The organism is Paenibacillus lacisediminis, from assembly GCF_046567315.2.
Genome location: NZ_JBKIAX020000017.1, coordinates 1 through 18,383, shown reverse-complemented (window position 1 = coordinate 18,383; position 18,383 = coordinate 1). Strand labels below are relative to the sequence as shown.

14 protein-coding genes, 1 pseudogene and 1 riboswitch are annotated in these 18,383 nt (G+C 56.9%); of the genes and pseudogenes, 14 read left to right on the top strand and 1 reads right to left on the bottom strand.

Annotated features, from left to right (window positions below):
• The first annotated feature begins 9 nt into the window (after positions 1-9).
• The 7 genes and pseudogenes from trpD to ACLD72_RS25225 all read left to right on the top strand — a co-directional run bounded on the left by trpD (position 10) and on the right by ACLD72_RS25225 (position 7,140).
• Entirely contained in the window at positions 10-1,050 is a 1,041-nt protein-coding gene (gene trpD, locus ACLD72_RS25255; RefSeq protein ID WP_251586395.1) for an anthranilate phosphoribosyltransferase, read from the top strand.
• Positions 1,040-1,879, top strand: coding sequence for an indole-3-glycerol phosphate synthase TrpC (gene trpC, locus ACLD72_RS25250; RefSeq protein WP_411001386.1), 840 nt, complete (start codon positions 1,040-1,042; stop codon positions 1,877-1,879). Before trpD ends, trpC begins: the two co-directional genes overlap by 11 nt.
• A pseudogene (locus ACLD72_RS25245) lies at positions 1,872-2,534 on the top strand (phosphoribosylanthranilate isomerase); the annotation flags it as partial. The gene trpC and the pseudogene ACLD72_RS25245, both read left to right, overlap by 8 nt.
• A 27-nt stretch (positions 2,535-2,561) precedes the next feature.
• A complete protein-coding gene (trpB, locus tag ACLD72_RS25240; protein ID WP_411001403.1) occupies positions 2,562-3,767 on the top strand; it encodes a tryptophan synthase subunit beta in 1,206 nt (401 codons plus the stop codon).
• On the top strand, positions 3,764-4,585 hold the full coding sequence (gene trpA / locus ACLD72_RS25235) for a tryptophan synthase subunit alpha (protein ID WP_411001387.1): 822 nt from the start codon (positions 3,764-3,766) through the stop codon (positions 4,583-4,585). Before trpB ends, trpA begins: the two co-directional genes overlap by 4 nt.
• Before the next feature lie 318 nt (positions 4,586-4,903).
• On the top strand, positions 4,904-6,001 hold the full coding sequence (gene hisC / locus ACLD72_RS25230) for a histidinol-phosphate transaminase (RefSeq protein ID WP_411001388.1): 1,098 nt from the start codon (positions 4,904-4,906) through the stop codon (positions 5,999-6,001).
• A gap of 44 nt (positions 6,002-6,045) precedes the next feature.
• On the top strand, positions 6,046-7,140 hold the full coding sequence (locus ACLD72_RS25225; RefSeq protein WP_411001389.1) for a prephenate dehydrogenase: 1,095 nt from the start codon (positions 6,046-6,048) through the stop codon (positions 7,138-7,140).
• 863 nt (positions 7,141-8,003) lie between these two features.
• Here the strand turns inward: ACLD72_RS25225 and ACLD72_RS25220 are convergent.
• The gene (locus ACLD72_RS25220) at positions 8,004-8,918 is read right to left on the bottom strand and encodes a helix-turn-helix domain-containing protein (RefSeq protein ID WP_411001390.1); all 915 of its coding nucleotides are present in this window, start codon (positions 8,916-8,918) and stop codon (positions 8,004-8,006) included.
• 141 nt (positions 8,919-9,059) lie between these two features.
• Here ACLD72_RS25220 and ACLD72_RS25215 point away from each other — a divergent pair, with 141 nt between their 5' ends.
• The 7 genes from ACLD72_RS25215 (at position 9,060) to ACLD72_RS25185 (ending at position 17,167) form a co-directional block, all read left to right on the top strand.
• Positions 9,060-12,305 carry an alpha-mannosidase gene (locus ACLD72_RS25215; RefSeq protein WP_411001391.1) on the top strand — a complete coding sequence of 1,082 codons (3,246 nt, stop codon included), beginning with the start codon at positions 9,060-9,062 and terminating at the stop codon, positions 12,303-12,305.
• An 88-nt stretch (positions 12,306-12,393) separates the two neighbouring features.
• Positions 12,394-12,497: riboswitch (TPP riboswitch) on the top strand.
• Positions 12,498-12,657: 160 nt separating this feature from the next.
• Positions 12,658-13,365, top strand: a complete 708-nt coding sequence (gene tenA / locus ACLD72_RS25210; RefSeq protein WP_411001392.1) for a thiaminase II — start codon at positions 12,658-12,660, stop codon at positions 13,363-13,365.
• 19 nt (positions 13,366-13,384) lie between these two features.
• Positions 13,385-14,236: a hydroxyethylthiazole kinase gene (gene thiM, locus ACLD72_RS25205; RefSeq protein WP_411001393.1), complete on the top strand. Its 852-nt coding sequence runs from the start codon at positions 13,385-13,387 to the stop codon at positions 14,234-14,236.
• Positions 14,233-15,063 carry a bifunctional hydroxymethylpyrimidine kinase/phosphomethylpyrimidine kinase gene (thiD, locus tag ACLD72_RS25200; protein ID WP_458476211.1) on the top strand — a complete coding sequence of 277 codons (831 nt, stop codon included), beginning with the start codon at positions 14,233-14,235 and terminating at the stop codon, positions 15,061-15,063. Before thiM ends, thiD begins: the two co-directional genes overlap by 4 nt.
• Positions 15,060-15,725 (top strand): thiamine phosphate synthase, encoded by a 666-nt coding sequence (gene thiE / locus ACLD72_RS25195; RefSeq protein WP_411001395.1) that lies wholly within the window; start codon positions 15,060-15,062, stop codon positions 15,723-15,725. Before thiD ends, thiE begins: the two co-directional genes overlap by 4 nt.
• Positions 15,726-15,989: 264 nt before the next feature.
• Complete coding sequence (locus tag ACLD72_RS25190) at positions 15,990-16,583, top strand: RNA polymerase sigma factor (protein ID WP_128634105.1); 594 nt, start codon at positions 15,990-15,992, stop codon at positions 16,581-16,583.
• On the top strand, positions 16,580-17,167 hold the full coding sequence (locus ACLD72_RS25185) for a zf-HC2 domain-containing protein (RefSeq protein WP_251586371.1): 588 nt from the start codon (positions 16,580-16,582) through the stop codon (positions 17,165-17,167). Before ACLD72_RS25190 ends, ACLD72_RS25185 begins: the two co-directional genes overlap by 4 nt.
• Positions 17,168-18,383: the final 1,216 nt, after the last annotated feature.

The window sequence follows — 18,383 nt, the reverse complement described above, 5'->3', positions numbered from 1 at the left end:
CGAATGGCGATGGCAGGACAGCAAGCGGTGCAGGATGGGATCAACCGCCTGATTCAAGGTGAAAATTTGGGACGGGAGGAAGCGCGCGGCGTTATGCAGGCGATCATGAACGGTGAATCGACGCCGGCGCAAATCGGCGGACTGCTGACGGCGCTGCGCATCAAAGGCGAGACGGTTGAGGAGATCACCGGGTTTGCGGAAGCGATGCGCGGGGCGTCGAGCCGGATTGTGACGGAGACGAGCCGGCTGCTTGATACTTGCGGTACCGGCGGATCGGGAATTCATAAAATCAATATCTCGACGACAGCGGCGATCGTGGCCGCGTCGGAGTCGGTGCGGGTGGCGAAGCATGGCAACCGTTCGGCCTCGGGCCGATCGGGCAGCGCCGACGTGCTGGAAGCGCTGGGCGTCAACATTCAGCTCGATGCCGAGCAGGCCAAGCGGTGCCTGGACGAAATCGGCCTCTGCTTTATGTTCTCGCAGCTTTATCATCCTTCGATGAAGCATGCGGCCGGCCCGCGCAAAGAGCTTGGCATCCGGACCGTGTTTAATATGCTCGGGCCGCTGACCAACCCGGCGGGCGCGGATCGCCAGGTGCTCGGCATTTACGACCGCACGAAAACGGAAACGATCGCCGTGGTGCTGCGCGAGCTGGGCTCCAAGCGGGCGCTGGTCGTCAGCAGCGAGGAAGGGCTGGACGAAATCAGCCTCTCATCGGCAACGCGGGTATCCGAGCTTAAGGACGGCGCCGTGACCACGTATGAACTGCAGCCGGAGGATCTGGGCCTTGGCAAGTATCCGCTCGGCGAAATGATCGGCGGCGATCCGCAAACAAACGCGGCGATTGTGGAACGCGTGCTAAGCGGAGAAAAAGGCGCCTACCGGGATATCGTGTTGGCGAACGCCGGCGCTTGCATCTACGTCGCCGGGCTGGCGGACAGCATCCGCGAAGGGGTCGCCATCGCCGCGGCGGCGATCGATTCGGGCAAGGCGTACGGCAAACTGGAGCAGCTAATTCGGACAACGGGGGAATTAAGTTATGTATCTTGAGCGGATTGTGGAGACCAAAAAAAGTGAAGTCGGGCAGCTGGCCGCCTCTTTCTCGCTGGCCGACGCCGAGCGGCGTATTGGGGAGATGGCGCCGGCGCGGGGATTTCACCGCGCGCTGGCTTCCGGACGCAGGCGGGAAATGGGCTTGATCGCCGAGGTGAAAAAGGCTTCGCCGTCCAAAGGCCTGATCCGCCCCGATTTCCATCCGGTGGAGCTGGCGATAAGCTATGAAGCGGCAGGAACGGACTGCATTTCCGTGCTGACGGACGAGACGTATTTTCAGGGGAGCGGCGCCTATTTGACCGCGATCCGCAAGGCGGTAAAGGTCCCGCTGCTGCGGAAGGATTTCGTCATCGACGAGCGGCAAATATACGAAGCGCGGCTGCTTGGCGCGGATGCTGTGCTGTTGATCGCAGCCATCCTCAGCGATGCGCAGTTGCGCGATTATCTTAAGACGGCGTCGGCGCTTGGGCTCGACGCGCTCGTGGAAGTGCATGACCGCGAGGAAATGGAGCGGGTGCTGGCTTTAGGCTCGGCCGGGTTAATTGGCATCAATAATCGGAATTTGCGGACGTTTGAGGTGTCCCTGGAGACGACGGCCGCGCTTGCCGAGCTGGTGCCGCCCGAAGTGACGCTGATCAGCGAAAGCGGCATTCGGACGCGGGAAGATATTGCGTATTTGGCGGCGAATGGGGCCAAAGGCGTGCTGATCGGCGAAACCTTTATGCGCCAGACGGATGTAGGAAAGGCGGTTCATGAGTTGATGGGGCCTTTGCCGCAAGCGGCAGAGCCCGGGGTTACCGCGGAAAGAAGGGCTGCTCATGAGTGATGCAGCAGCGGTTAAACAGCGGGAAACGGCGGTAAAAATTTGTGGACTTCAAAGCGTTGAAGTGCTAAAATCAATGGTGAACTTGCCCGTGGATTACGTCGGATTCGTGTTTGCGCCAAGCAAGCGGCAAATCAGCGGCGAACGGGCGGCAGAGCTTGTTCCGGTGCTTCGGGAATGGAGCGGGGGGAAACGTCCGCAAAGCGTCGGCGTATTCGTCAATCCCTCGCTCGAGGAACTGGAGGACGTGCTGCGGCTGGCGCCGCTGGATATTTTGCAGCTGCACGGCACGGAAAGCCCGGAGTTTTGCCGGGCAGTTAAGTCGGCTTTTGGTGTGAAAATTTTCAAAGTATTTTCCGTAAAACAAGACGGATCGGTTCATGGCGAACGGTCCTTGGAAGCATATAACGGCATTTTGGATGGGATCTTGCTCGACACTTACGACCCGAAATATGGCGGGGGATCGGGTGTGACATTTCATTGGAGCGCCGCAGCTCCGTACCAGCGTTGGGCTAAAGCCCAGGGCATCCCTTTTCTCGCCGCCGGAGGGCTGCATCCCGGAAACGTAGGGGATCTGCTTGATGCACTTGGCCCCGACGGGGTCGACGTATCAAGCGGCGTGGAGACGGATGGGGTTAAAGATATCGCGAAGGTTGCGGCCTTCGTAGAGAGGGTGAAGCATAACATGAAGCAAGCGCAAGTGCCTGATGAACACGGACGCTTTGGTCCGTTTGGCGGCCGTTATGTGCCGGAAACGCTGATGAACGCGCTGATTGAACTGGAAGAGTCCTATTTAAAATATAAAGACGATGCTGATTTTCAGCAGGAGATCGCTTATTTGCTGAAGCAATATTCCGGCCGGGAGACGCCGCTGTATTTCGCGGAGCGCCTGACCGAGCATTTGGGCGGAGCGAAAATTTATTTGAAGCGCGAGGATTTAAACCACACCGGAGCCCACAAAATCAACAACGCGATCGGTCAGGGGATTTTGGCCAAACGGATGGGCAAGAAAAAAGTGATCGCCGAAACCGGCGCCGGGCAGCATGGCGTTGCTACCGCCACCGTCGCCGCCTTGCTCGGTCTGGAGTGCAAGGTGTTTATGGGCGAAGAGGATACGAAACGCCAGCAGCTCAACGTGTTTCGGATGAAGCTGCTGGGCGCCGAGGTTATCCCCGTCATGTCGGGGACGCGGACGCTGAAGGACGCCTGCAATGAGGCGCTGCGCTATTGGGTCAGCAACGTGCATGACACGTTTTACATCCTCGGTTCGGCGACCGGGCCGCATCCGTATCCGATGATGGTGCGCAACTTCCAGCGCATTATCGGCGACGAGACGAGACAGCAAATGCTGGAGACTGAAGGACGGCTGCCGGACATGCTGGTGGCCGCGGTCGGCGGCGGGAGCAATGCGATCGGGATGTTTTACCCGTTTATCGAGGACAAGGACGTTCGGCTCGTCGGCGTCGAAGCGGCCGGGAAAGGCGTGGATACCGAATTCCACGCGGCTACGATGACCAAGGGCAAAAGAGGCGTGTTCCAAGGCTCGATGAGCTATTTGCTGCAGGACGAATACGGCCAGGTACAGCCGGCGCATTCGATTTCGGCCGGGCTGGACTATCCGGGCATCGGGCCGGAGCATTCTTATTTGAAGGATACCTCCCGCGCCAAATATTACCCGATTACCGACCGGGAGGCGCTGGAGGCGCTGCAATTGCTCAGCCGGACGGAGGGCATTATCCCCGCGCTGGAATCGGCGCATGCCGTGGCGCAGGTTGTGAAGATGGCGCCCGTGATGAGCCCGGGTGAGATCGTCGTCATTTGCTTGTCCGGCCGCGGCGACAAGGATGTTGAATCGATCATGGCATATACGGAAGGCGGGGAATCGTTATGAGTACGGCGCTGGTCAATTTGCTGGATGAGACGTTTGCGAAGCTGAAATCGTCGGGAAAAACGGCGCTCATTCCGTTCATTACCGTCGGGGATCCCGATCCGGAAACGACGCTGGACATTCTGGCCGTACTGGAGCAGGCCGGAGCCGATATCGTCGAACTGGGTGTTCCTTATTCCGACCCGCTTGCCGACGGTCCGGTCATCCAGCGCGCCTCCGAGCGGGCGCTGGCGCATCAAATTACGATTGAGACGTGCATTCAAACGGCGGTCAAGGCCAAAGCGCGCGGCGTCAGCCTGCCGTTTGTGCTGTTTACGTACTACAATCCCGTTTTGCAGATAGGTTTGCCGCGCTTTTTTGACCTGCTGCAGGAAGCGGGCATCAGCGGGTTGATCATTCCCGATCTGCCATACGAAGAAGCGGCGGAGGTGCTGGCGTTGGCGGATGCCGCAAATGTCAAGCTGATCCCGCTCGTGGCTCCGACGTCCAGCGGCCGGATCACGCAGATTCTGGCCCGCGCCCGCGGTTTCGTGTACTGCGTGTCTTCGCTCGGGGTTACCGGGGAGAGAGCTTCTTTTCACGCCAGCGTCGATGAGTTCATCACTTCGGTGAAAGCCGAGACCGATCTGCCCGTGGCCGTTGGCTTCGGCATCTCTAACCGGGAGCAGGTCGAGCGGTTTGCGGGCATTTGCGACGGAGCCGTCGTCGGCAGCGCAATCGTGCGCAAGATCGAAGAAACGCTTCCGCTGCTGGCGAACGAATCATCCAAAGAACAGGGATTGTTGCAAATTAGCGACTTTGTGGCACAATTGAGGGTATAGTAGCTATTTAAGTTGAACCATTACTGTACGTGATATAGGGCAGCCGTGTGAAATGTTCTTACGATCGCTGTTGTTCGCAGATTTCTTTCGATTTTATAAATTCAAACAAGGTAGAAATCCGCTCACAAAGGCGACCAAGCGAATGCTTCCGAAGCAGCTTTCTTCCAGAAAGCTTTTAGTTTCTTCAGAATCATTTCACCTAGGTTCAATATTCTAAAATGTGTATTTTTTTAGAATATTGAACCCTCTTGCCTGAACTCGCTCTATTTTGGCTCAACTTATACAGCAGGGAGAAAGTTTCAAAGGGAGGAAAAATGCATGTTGCCCAAACCTCAGATCGTGGGTCTGCCGGTATATCAGCCGGGTAAACCGATCGAAGAAGTGAAAAAAGAGCTTGGCCTTGATGAAGTGATCAAGCTGGCTTCGAACGAAAATCCGTTTGGCTGCTCTCCGCGCGTTCGCGCCGCCATTGAACAGGAGATCATGAACATCAGCTTGTATCCGGACGGCAGTGCGGCGGAATTGACGGAGGCGCTGGCAGGGCATCTTGGCGTCAACCGGGAGCAAATTATTTTCGGCTGCGGTTCGGACGAAATTATCGCGCTGATTGCCCGTGCGTTTTTTCTGCCGGGTGACGAAACGGTGATGGCCGACCAGACGTTCAGCGTCTACAAAAGCAACGCCGATATCGAAGGCGCGGTTAGCATCGAGGTGCCGTTAAAGGACGGCACGCATGACCTGGAGGCAATGCTCGCCCGTATCGGCACAAAAACGAAGATCGTTTGGGTCTGTAACCCGAACAATCCGACCGGAACGATCGTTCCGCGCGAGCAACTGGTTTCTTTTTTGGATCGGGTTCCCGGTCAGGTGCTGGTTGTTCTGGACGAAGCTTATAACGAGTATGTGACCGAGGCTGCTTATTCCGATGGAATCGGTCTGCTCGACAAATATCCGAACCTGATCGTACTGCGGACGTTCTCGAAAATTTACGGGCTCGCCTCGCTGCGAATCGGTTACGGCGTCGGTCAGCCGGCCGTGATCAAGCTGATCAACCAGGTGCGCGAGCCGTTCAACACGTCCCGCTTCGGGCAGGCGGCGGCCAAAGCGGCCTTGGCCGATCAGGACTACGTGCAGGGTTGCCGCGAGAAAAACCGCAGCGGGATCCAGTATTTATCCGAGCAGTTTGATCGCTTGGGCTTGTCTTATTTTCCGGCGCACGGGAATTTCATCATGGTCGACGTTAAACGTCCGGCTGCGGACATGTTCCAATCGCTGTTAAAGCTCGGCATTATCATTCGCGCCGGTTTTTCTAAATATCCGAATTCGATTCGGGTTACCGTCGGTTCGGCGGAACAAAACGCGAAATTTATAGACGCTTTGGAGCAGGTGCTGAACAAGTCGGCCGCAGAGGTATAATTCAATCTTTGGTTCGCATATTCGCAGAAAACGAGTGAGATTACATGACAACGAAAATTGCCATATTTGGGGTAGGTTTAATCGGGGGATCGCTGGCGCTTTGCCTTAAAGGCAAGCCCGGCATCACCGTCGTGGGGCATGCGCATCGTCCCGAATCGCTAAAACGCATCATGGAGCGCGGTGTCGTGGACGCCGCGACGCTTTCCATGGAAGAGGCGGCCGCGGATGCCGACTTTATTTTTTTGTGCGTACCGGTCGGAAACTTGGAGGAGTACCTGGTGAAGCTGAACCAGCTTCCGCTCAAGCCGGGCTGCATCGTGACCGACGTAGGCAGCACCAAAGCGGCGGTGGCGGCCTGTGCCGCGGCCATTTCGCGTCCGGACGTGCATTTTATCGGCGGCCATCCGATGGCCGGGTCCGAACGTTCCGGCGTGGAAGCGGCCTCTTCCTTGCTGTTCGAGAATGCCTATTATGTGCTGACTCCGTCTCCGGACGTTCCGGGGGAGGCATACATACGCCTTGAGCGGCTTCTATCGTATACGAAGGCGCAAATCGTCCGCGTTGATCCGGAATTGCACGATGAAATCGTCGGTGCGATCAGCCATTTGCCGCATATTATTGCGGTCGCGCTGGTCAACCAGGTGTGCGATTACAACAGCTCAAACGGACTGTATCGGATGCTGGCGGCGGGAGGGTTCCGGGACATTACCCGGATCGCCTCCAGCGAACCAGTCATCTGGCGGGATATTTTGCTCAGCAACCGTAAGGTGCTGCTGGATTTGCTGAAGGATTGGAACCGGGAGATTGAGGGCTTCGTCAAACTGCTCGAGAACGAAAACGGAGCTGGGATCGAGGAAGCGTTCCAGAAAGCGAACCGCTTTCGCAGCGAGCTGCCGGAACGGCGCAAAGGCACGATCACTTCCTTGTTTGATATCTACATCGACGTGCCCGATCATCCGGGCATTATCGGACAGATCGCCACAGAGCTGGGAACGCGCCACATCAATTTGAGCAATATGCAAATTATCGAAAGCCGGGAGGATGTGCCGGGTGTGATGCGCCTTTCTTTTCGCCAGGAAGGGGAAATGGAGCGCGCCAAAGAGCTGCTGCAGGGGCTTGGCTATACGGTATATGTTTAAGCCGGGAGAAAGTCAGTCAAATTAGTCTGTATGGTAGCCCGCGTGAGATGGATCGGGAGAGCAGCGCCCGGGAAAAGCCGTGTTAAGATAGACTGTAATCGCGTAAGAAGGACCTTAATAGGGTATCTCGTACTATTCACTGTGCGCAAAGCCGATCTGACTTTGCGCACAAATTATGAAAGCGCTAAAAAAAAGTTGTTGACAAAATGAAAACGGATACAATATACTAAGACTACAGTATGGTTTCTCTCCACTCCTATCCAATATCTTTTGCTCCAGCGTGAGCAAGGGCCGCTTCGAAAGAAGCGGTCTTTTTTTTGGTGTTGGCGGCCTTTTGATGGCTGAACGGAGATTTTGGGTGAGGCTAACGGACCGAGAAGACCTTATTCGGAAAAAAACAGCCACTTTGAAATCGTAACGGACTCAGGTGCACTTATTTGGCCGGATTTACCGGATCCGCCGGGGAAATGCCCGGAATAAGGTCAATGGTGTCCGTTAGGCCGGGAAATACCCGGGAAATGAGCAAATAACGGCTCTGTGGTCCGTTAGCCAGGGCGCGTCACACATCGAGCTTTATGTTCATTTGAATGTGGTCCGAACAGTTGTATATATAGAGAGTGTACCAAATAGTTGTTCCCCTACAGTTACACCCCTATAGTCGCGCCCCCATAGGCGTTACCGTTACAGACGCTACCCCTATAGTCGCGCCCCCACAGGCGTTACCCTTACAAACGTTGCCCCCATAGCCATTACCCCTACAGTCGTGTTACCTACAGTCGTGTTACCTACAGTCGTGTTACCTACAGTCGTGTTACCCCTACAGTCATGTTACCTACAGTCGCATGCCCTACAGCCTGCGGCCGTTATAGTTGAGGTTCCTCCCGGCCCAAATGCCGCTTGCGGTACGCTTGCGGGCTGAGGCCGTGTTTTTTCTTAAACGCTTTGCTGAAATAGTAAATATCCGGGAAGCCGGACTGCTCGGCAACCTCTTTAACCAGCAGCTCGGGTTTAAGCAGTAGCTCGCAGGCTTTGGCCAAGCGGATCCGGTTCATTTCCTCGATGAGAGTCCGCCCGGTCTTCTGCTTGTAAAGCCGGGAAAGATGGCCATAGCTCATATGCAGGGAAGCGGCCAATTCCTCTACGTTCAGGCGGTCGCCGCGAAAATCCTCCAGATAAATTTCCACTTTGCGAACGAGGGCATCCTTGGTTCCGCCCGGATCCGCCAAAGAAAGGCGTCCGGTGCCCGGAATCGAAGTTAAAATTTCCAGGAACTGCACGAGCAGCAGCTGCAAAAAAAGCGGTGTCCGTCCGGCCTCTGCTTCATGAAACAACTGGATCAGCAGCGGCCGAATTCCGTAATCGTCGCGGTAAGCGCCGGGAGGCCAATCTTTCAGGCGGCTCAGCCGTCTGAACAAACCCTGCCCGGCCGCGGCTTCCGGACTTCCGCCGGCCAACGGCCTGAACCGCCAGCGAAAACACACGCCCTCGTGCGGAGCATCACGGTAGTAAACATGGGAGTGGGTCATGCCTGGAGGAATCAGAAAAAACTCGCCTTCGCGGACCATGACGTCCTTGTCCATAAACCGGGTTTGCATGCGGCCGGACAACACGAAGTTAAATTCGTACCAGGTATGGGCATGGGCCGGACATCTTCCGCCGCCTCCGTTTTGTTCAATCACGATATCGACCCAGTCAATTACGGAGTCATCAACGCGGATTTCGCGGCATAATCCATTTAGTACGGAGGACAGCTCCTGCCGCCATTTTTTCACATCCATCGGTTTGGCTCCTTTTGTCCTTTTGTCCCAATCATATCATAATAGGACAAAAATTGATGAGGATTAGTAATTTACTTCATACGCCCCGGAACGCAAAATGAGGGGGAAGCCGATACTTGCTCCAAGGGAGGAACACAGTTCATGTTTTGGACGGAAGAAAAATTAAACGCGCGGATTCGCGAGGTTGAAGCTTATCGTTACCGCGATGCGATGCCGATCGCCGAATTCCGCGCGCTGGTCGACGAGGAAGGGCCAATCGGAGCCAGACCGCCAAAGGGCGGGGAATGGAGTGCGATGCCGGCTGGTGAACGCTGGGAAGGCCGCGATCTTTACTTATGGCTGGAAGCTGAGGCGGAAATTCCGCAGGCTTGGAAAGGCCGCCGGGTTGTCGGCGTGTTTGATTTCGGTAAGACGGGCGGTGGGAACAACTCCGGTTTCGAGTCTTTGCTGTATGTCAACGGAGAGCCGTTTCAAGGGGTGGACTCCAACCATCAGGAGGTGTTTTTTCCCGAAGAAGCCGCCGGTACTTCCGTGTTGCTGCAATTTCGGCTTTGGTCAGGTCTGGAGGGCGGAGGTAAACCGCAGGTCCAGGAGCACCGGCTGAAACGGGCGGAAATCGCCTGGCTCGATGGAACGGTCGACCGTCTGTATTATACGGCCCGGGCCGTGATGCAGACCGTGGAAGTGCTACATAAACACGCTCCCGAGCGGACCGACCTGCTGACGGCGCTGGATCGGGCGTTTTTGCGGGTCGATTGGTCGCAGCCGGGCTCCGAGGCGTTTTATGACTCGTTGGCGGCCGCGGAAGAGCAGCTGTCGCAGGCGATTTCGGCGCTGCCCAAATCGTCGCCGGTTACGGTCCGCTGCATCGGGCATACGCACATCGACGTGGCTTGGCTATGGCGCCTCAAGCATACCCGGGAAAAAGCGGCCCGCTCCTTCAGCACTGTGCTGCGGTTGATGGAAATGTTCCCGGAGTACGTTTTTTTGCAAACGCAGCCCCAACTGTATGAGTACTTGAAGCAGGATTATCCGGAGCTTTACGAGCAAATCAAGGAACGGATCAAGGAAGGCCGCTGGGAGGCGGCCGGGGGGATGTGGCTGGAAGCCGACTGCAATTTGACGAGCGGCGAATCGCTGGTGCGGCAGCTGCTGTACGGCACCCGTTTTCTGCGTGAAGAGTTTGGTTCGGAGTGCACATATTTGTGGTTGCCCGACGTTTTCGGCTACAGCTGGGCATTGCCGCAAATCCTGCGCAAGTCGGGTTTCGATACGTTCATGACGACCAAAATCAGTTGGAACCAATACAACCGGATGCCGCACGACACGTTTAAATGGCGCGGGATCGACGGCAGCGAAGTGCTGACCCATTTCATCACCACCCCGCAGGACGGCAGCTTCTGGTGGTATACCTACAACGGCAACATCGAAGCGTCCAGTGTGCAGGGCATCTGGGAAACGTACCGGGACAAGGAAATCAACAAGGAGCTGCTGTTGTCTTACGGCTACGGGGACGGGGGCGGCGGCGTCAACCGGGAGCATCTGGAGCTGCGGCGCCGTCTCGAAGCGATGCCGGGGCTGCCGAACGTCGTCACCGGGAGGGCGGACGAATATTTCGCCAAACTGCATGAGACGGTGGAAGCGGCGGACCGTTATGTCCATACATGGGACGGCGAGCTGTATCTCGAGTACCACCGGGGAACTTATACGAGTCAGGCTTATAACAAAAAAATGAACCGCAAGCTCGAATTGCTCTCTCGTGACGCCGAATGGCTGCTTAGCCTGGAGGCGCTGCTGGCTGGCGGAGGCTGGGCCTCCTACCCGAAAGCGAAGCTCGACGAAAGCTGGAAAACGATTTTGCGCAATCAGTTCCACGACATCATTCCAGGCTCGTCGATTCCCGAAGTGTACCGCGATTCCAAACTGGAGTACGAGCAAGCCGCTGCGCTGCTGCAGGAATGCCGCAGTCAGGCGATCCGCGGGTTGACCCGAAGCGCCCTGATTGGCGATACAGCAATCGGTACCGCCTCGATAGGCGATGCCGTGACCGGCGATGCTGTGAACGGTGATCCGGAAGGCGAAGTGACCTATACCGTTTGGAATCCGTCCTCCTGGACGTATAGCGGCCTCGTTGCCGTCCATGGCGCTGGTCCCGGAGGACGTTGGAGCGATCACGACGGCCGCGAGCTTGACGCCGAATTTGACGGAAGCATCGTTTGGGTGAAGGTGGAAAACGTCCCGCCGTTGGGATTTAAGACGATAAGCCGCAGCTTGAATGGGGAGGAGGCGATGTCCGATTCGCAAGGAGCGTCAGCGGGAAGCGGTGACGCTGCTGAGGCGCCGTTTAGAGTTTTGCCGAACGGCATCGAGACTCCGCTGTATCGGATCGTCTGGAACGCGCGCGGCCAATTGACTTCGGTTTACGACCGGGCCGCCGGCCGCGAGGTGCTCGCTCCCGGAGAACGCGGCAACGTTCTCCAGGTGTTTGAAGATAAGCCGAAAATGTTCGAGGCTTGGGATATCGATATTTTTTATCAGGAGAAGATGAGCGAGGTTTCGGAGCTTAAGGAGTGCCGGGTTACGGCCGGCAAGCTGCGGGCAGAGGTCGCTTTCACCTGGATGTATATGAGCTCCACGATCAGCCAGCAGATGATTCTAAATGCCGATGATCGGCGGATCGAGTTCCGCACGCAGGTAGATTGGCAGGAACGCCAGCAGCTTTTAAAGGTCGCTTTTCCGGTGGATGTACGGGCAACGGAGGCCAACTACGACATCCAGTTCGGCAACGTCAAACGCCCGACGCATTGGAACACCTCCTGGGATCTGGCGCGGTTTGAGACGGTTGGGCACCAGTGGGCCGACCTGTCGGAGCACGGTTACGGCGTCAGCCTGCTCAACGATTGCAAATACGGTCATGACATCAAAAACAACGTGATCAGGCTGTCGCTGCTGAAATCGGCGACCTATCCCGATCCAGAGGCCGACCGTGGAGAGCATACGTTTACTTATGCCCTGTATCCGCACGAGGGGCATTGGTCCGAGGGCGAGACCGTGCAGGCCGCCGCGCTGCTGAATCAGCCGGTGTATGCCACACGCGGCCAGGCAGCGGCACCCGCTTTCTCCTTGCTGCGGGCTGTGCGCGTCAGCGGCAGCGGCGAAGTGGCAATCGACGCGGTCAAAAAAGCGGAGGACGACGACGCCTTGATCGTCCGCTTCCACGAATATAAAGGCGGCCGGGGTTCGGTTCGCCTGGAGAGCGATCTCACGTTTGTCTCCTGGCAAGAAACCGACCTGATGGAACGGCCGGCCGGGGAGGCCAAGCAAGGTACTGCCGAGCTGCAGATTTCGCCGTATGAGATTAAAACGGTTCGGCTCGCGCTCCGCTGAGGCCGCGGGGAAATTCCGGCGCGCATGGCAACGCGGAATTGACACTCCAGGAAGATCCAGGTAAAGTAGTGATAGTGAATCGAATAGGAAATTCCACTAGGGGCGCCGTATTCGGCTGAGACAAGAGCGTATCTTGGACCCTTTGAACCTGATCTAGTTCGTACTAGCGTAGGAAAGTGGAGCCGGTACTGCGCCGTCTGCAAGTGATCAAGTTGTGATGTGACTAGCCCTCGCGCGTTCAAGCCGCTCCCTCTACGGGGCGGCTTTTTTGCCGCTTCGTAAAGTTCTGCCGCTCGTCGTCCCATGGATGCTCCTGTATCGTAGTTCACATTTTACCCGGAGGTGAAGGACGATGAGTTTTGCGCAAACGCTGCGCGAGCAGGCGGACGAGGTTTTTGAAGCGATTTATCAGCATCCTTTCGTGCGGGGAATCGCCGACGGCAATCTGCAAAAAGAGCAATTGATTCATTACGTCAAACAGGATTACGAGTACTTGAACGCGTACATGCGGATCTACGGAATCGCCATATCGAAATGCGAAAGCCGCGATGATATCGCCCTGTTCAACGAACAGATCTCCTTTATTCTGAACAGCGAAATCCATCCGCACCACAATTTTTGCGCCGTTGCCGGGGTGCGTTTTGAGGAGCTGCAGGGCTTTCCCTTGGCGCCGTCCGCACATCATTACATCCGCCACATGCTGACTGTGGCGCATGAAGGCAGCCTGGGTGAAATATTGGCCGTGCTGCTGCCCTGCCCCTGGACGTATCTGGAAATCGGCCGCAAGCTGTTGGACGAAGTCCGCCCGGCCCCGGACCATCCTTTTTACGATTGGATGCAATTTTACGGTGGCCGGGTGACGAATGTGACGCAGAGGTTCCAGGACGCCCTCGACCAATGGGCGGAAACCGCGGCGGAAGCGGAGCGCCGGAGAATGGCGGATCATTTCATGCAAAGCTGCCAGTTGGAGTACCTGTTCTGGGACATGGCTTATAAGCTGGAGGAATGGCCGGTTCGGACGGGGCGGCGGAATGATGAACCAGTGCCGCGGGTGCATTAACGAAAGGGGCTGAACTTTAATGAGCATCTTGGAAAAAGATTTGTCCGCTCTGCTTACGAAAGTGCAAAACACGAAGCCGCTTGTGCACAACATGACAAACGTCGTCGTGACCAATTTTACGGCTAACGGCTTGTACGCACTGGGAGCTTCCCCGGTGATGGCTTACGCGCCGGAGGAAGTGGCCGATATGGCCCGGATCGCCGGGGCTCTCGTGCTGAACCTGGGGACGCTGTCCAGCGCCCAGGTCGAGGCGATGATCGTCGCCGGTTTGTCGGCGAACGCCCATGGGGTGCCAGTGCTGCTGGATCCGGTCGGGGCGGGCGCGACGCGTTTCCGGACGGAATCGGCGCTGCACATAATGCGCGAGGTCAAGGTGTCGCTGCTGCGGGGGAATGCGGCGGAAATCGCCCACCTGCTCGGGGAAAGCCGCGACATCAAGGGCGTGGATGCCGGGGAGAGCAGCGGCGAAGATCAGGCGGAGCTGGCCGTGCGGGCGGCGCGGAAGCTGAACACCGTCGTCGCCGTCACCGGGCGCGAGGATGTGATCACCGACGGGCAGCTGTGCCGGATCGTCAGCGGCGGGGATGCGCTGCTGACGCAGGTGACCGGCACGGGTTGCCTGCTGACGTCGGTGCTGGGCGCCTTTGCCGCGGTGGAACGCGACGACGTGCTGCTGGCCGGCACCGCCGGGCTGGCGTTTTACGGCGCCGCCGCGTCCCGCGCCGCGGAGCGCACCGCGTCCGCCGGACCCGGCAGCTTCCAGATCGCCTTCCTCGACGAGTTGGCCAAGCTGCACCCGCACTCGCTGAAGGGCCACGCGGCGGTCAGCGAGCGGGAAGTCTCCGCCGCCGGCGGGTGGTGGCTCGGATGAGCGGCGCGGTCCGGAAGGCGCTGACGATCGCCGGGTCGGACAGCGGCGGCGGGGCCGGCATCCAGGCCGACCTCAAAACGTTCCAGGAGCTTGGCGTGTTTGGCATGTCGGCGATCACCGCCGTCACCGTCCAAAACACGCTGGGCGTCCGGAACGTATACCCGCTGCCGCCGGAGGCCGCGGCGGAGCAAATCGAGGCGGTCGGCTCGGACTTGGCCCCGGACGCGCTGAAAACCGGCATGCTGTTCAGCGCCGGGATCATCCGCGCCGTAGCGGGGCAAATCCGCGCCTTCGGCTGGGCCCGGGTCGTCGTCGACCCGGTTATGATCGCCAAAGGCGGCGCCACGCTGTTGCAGCCCGAAGCGGTCGTGGCGCTGCAGGAGGAGCTGCTGCCGCTGGCGCAGGTGGTGACGCCGAATATCCCGGAGGCCGAGGCGTTATCCGGCATCCCGATTCTCGGCATGACCGACCGGCGCGAGGCGGCCAAACGCATCCATAGCCTCGGGGCGAAACACGTTGTCATCAAAGGCGGGCATGACGAGAGCGGCAGCGGCGAGCGGATCGTCGACCTGCTGTATGACGGCAACGGTTTCACCGAGTTTAGCGGGCAGCGGATCATGACGCGGCATACGCACGGTACGGGCTGCACCTTCTCCGCGGCGATCGCGGCGGAGCTGGCGAAGGGAGCGGCGGCCGCTGAAGCGATATCTACCGCGCGGGCATTTATCCAGGCGGCGATCGAGGACGAGCTTGCCCTGGGGCTGGGACACGGCCCGACGAATCATTGGGCGTACCGGCGCAGGAAGGTACAGGGGGGGCGGCCATGAGCGAGCGTATTTCCGCTGCGGCTATGCGCAAATTTCTCGGACTGTATCTGGTAATCGGCAGCGTAGACTGCCGGCAGGAGCCGCTACAGGTGGCCGAGGAGGCGCTGGCCGGAGGCGCAACGATGATTCAATTCCGGGAAAAGGGGTCCGGCGCGCTGACCGGGGAGCCGAAGCTGAGGCTCGCCGAAAAGCTGCAGGCCGTTTGCCGGCGGGCGGGCGTTCCTTTTATCGTCAACGACGATGTTGAACTTGCCTTGGCGATCGATGCGGACGGAATCCATGTCGGCCAGGAGGACGAGTCGGCAAGCCAGGTCCGCGAGCGGGTCGAGGGCCGGATTCTGGGCGTATCCGTGCATACCGTGGAAGAAGCCCAACTGGCCATTCACAGCGGCGCGGACTACCTCGGGATCGGGCCGGTCTATCCGACCGCATCCAAGGCCGATGCCCGCGAGCCGCAGGGCCCCAGCTTCATCCGGCGGCTGCGCGAATGCGGAATCAGAGAGCCGCTCGTCGCAATCGGCGGGATTACGGCCGCAAGAGCGGGCGAAGTGATCCGCGCCGGGGCGGACGGAATCGCGGTCATATCCGCAGTTACACAGGCCGCCGATGTCCGCAAAGCGGTGGAGGAGCTTCACGCAGCGGCGGCTTACGGGCGCGGATGAACTGACCAAAAAGCAAAGCAAGGCTGTCCATAACACGGACAGCCTTTAATATTTTTCAACAAATGACCATCGGTTTATTTTTTTAATCCCGGTTTCTGTGGTATAATATGATTTGATTTTGGCTATAGCGTATATCGCCGCAAATGATTTTCGGATAGAAGTTTACATAAACGACCGCAACTTTTTTGCTCCTGTTCGGTAATAATTAATGGAAGAATCGAACGGGAAGAAGCATTTGGAACTGCGAGGAGGTTTCGCCCCGAAATGACCGATTCCCAGATGATACGTGAGATTAAGGAAGGCAACACGGAACTGTATTCGGAGCTGATGCGAAGGTATCAGCGGAAGATACTGGCCTTCGTTTATCACATGTTGAAAAGCGCTCAATTGGAGCAGCTTGCCGAAGATTTATGCTCGGAGACGTTCTACAAAGCATTTCGCAGCTTGCATTCCTTCCGGGAGGTGGACGCGTCTTTCTCCACCTGGCTTTACACGATTGCCCGGAATACGGTGCTCAGCGAGCTGCGCAAGCAGCGCAGCGGAAATGTCCCGCTCGAAGAAAGCGGGTATGTTCCTGTGGCCCCGACCGAGGTCGTCCCGGAACAAGCCGTTCTGCGCAGCGAGAAGGTTGGCATGGTGCGCGAAGCGATCAACAAATTACCGGAGAAACAAAGGTCTGCTTTGATATTGCGCGAATACGATCAATTGGACTACCAGGAGATCGCCAGTATTTTGGGACAGAGCGTCAGTGCCGTAAAATCGCTTTTGTTCCGCGCCAGAAGCAGCGTAAAAAGCCAGCTTGAACCCTACTTTTACGAACCGGTCTACGAGCATTACGAAGGGATGAAAAGCAGATGAATTGTAGAGAGGCCCAAGAACTGTTCGGTTTGATGCAAGACCTGCCCGAACAACATCCCCAGCGCAAAGAGCTGGAGTGGCATCTTTTGGGCTGCGAGTCTTGCAATGCTGAATACCGTTGCTGGCAGGAAAGCATGGACATGCTGCAATACATACCCATAGAAGTGACCGAGGAGCAGGCTGAGGCCGTGAACCGCAATGTCATGGACCGTATCTATGCGGAATCGCCGTGGCTGGCGCCGGATGTCAAGGCCGGCGTGACCCGAGGCTTCCGTCGGCGTATTATCGGTTGGGCCGCCAGCTTTTTGTTAGTGTTCCTGTGCAGCTTTATTTTTCTGCTTGTGGATCACTCCGCCCAGCGCGAGGCTTCGGAACCGGTGACCGGTATCCTTCCGACAGCTGTTGCCGATGCGGAGACATCCGAGAAATTGTCATTCGCTCTGCCGAGCATTTCTCCTGGGATCGTTGAGCCGTTTGCCGTTCAAATGGGACCGGCCTATCCGCAATACTGGATGCTGCTTTCGATGGCGGGCATGCTGCTTGCTTTGATTTCCTGGAAAGGCATCCGACGTTCCAAAAGATAACAAACGGGTTTAAAACGCTTCTTTCGCTACAAAAGCGGGCGGGGCGTTTTTTCGTATACTCTTACATAGGCATCACTTTAGAGTGGAAAAAAAGAGCTGTCGAGAGAGGCCGCTAATGCGGAAAGCATTAGGATTGATGTCATCATTACGGCTAAACTTTTTTCCCCAAATGTGGTTCGTCAAAAGCAGTGAAAATAAGGGCTCAACCAAAAAAATGCGCTTAACCCATCGATGGATGAAGCAGGAAACACACTTCAATTTCTAACGGACTGTAAAGCCGCTATTCCGGAAAAATCGGGAGATTTCGGAATTTAACGGACACCAGAGTTTTTTTAAAGCCGAGCCCTTTTGTCGCATTGCGCGGGTAAAAAGACCTAATCACAACCTATGTATAAGAAAAATTAGTCTTATAAGATTTAGTATACGTTAGGTTCTCACAGAAGGCCAACTTAATAATGGAAAATAGGATTGATGTATGTTAAATGCGGTCTGTCTTCATAGGGGGTACGCCGATATAAATTTTCTTTAGATTATAGAATTACAAACTCAACTTTCGCAGAGCAAAAATCAGCTTGAGTCCTTGAGCTCAACCTTATAATCCTTGCTTGCCAGTTAAGCCGAAAACCGATCGTGGCAAGAAACGCGGAAGGGCGTTGAAAGCTTGAGGACAGGGAAGTGGGGTGGGGGGGCGGCAGATCAACACTCACTGTCCGGACGCTTTGTATGATTATCCCGTTAGATCAGGGTAGCAGAAAAACAGACAAGCTCGGGAGAAGAAAATATTTGGTGGATAAGCAGATAGGTTCGAGATAATTTAGACGGGCTTAGAAGAAGGAATCAGGTTTAGGGGAGGTGAAACAGACCGGACAAGAGATCGAGACAGGACATCAAGACAGGAGATCAAGGACAAGACGTGAGGAAAACGAAAAGACCGTGATTTTGCTGTAGCTTAAACCCTTCCGTTTGCAGCAACGCCCGCACCGTTCATGCTAACCCACACCAATCAAGTCGATCCGCATTAAGCTAACCCCTGCCCATCAAGTTGATCTGCATCAAACTCCCCCCACCGTTCCAGCGTCTCGATCAGGCTGCCGCCGCAAGGGGCTGGTTCGGTTGGCGCGCGATCAGCCGGCGGTAAGGGATCGCCGGAATCGCCACACACATGTGCAGCAACTTCTGCCGCATTGTTTCTTCCGCTCCGGGCAGGTGCAGCCGG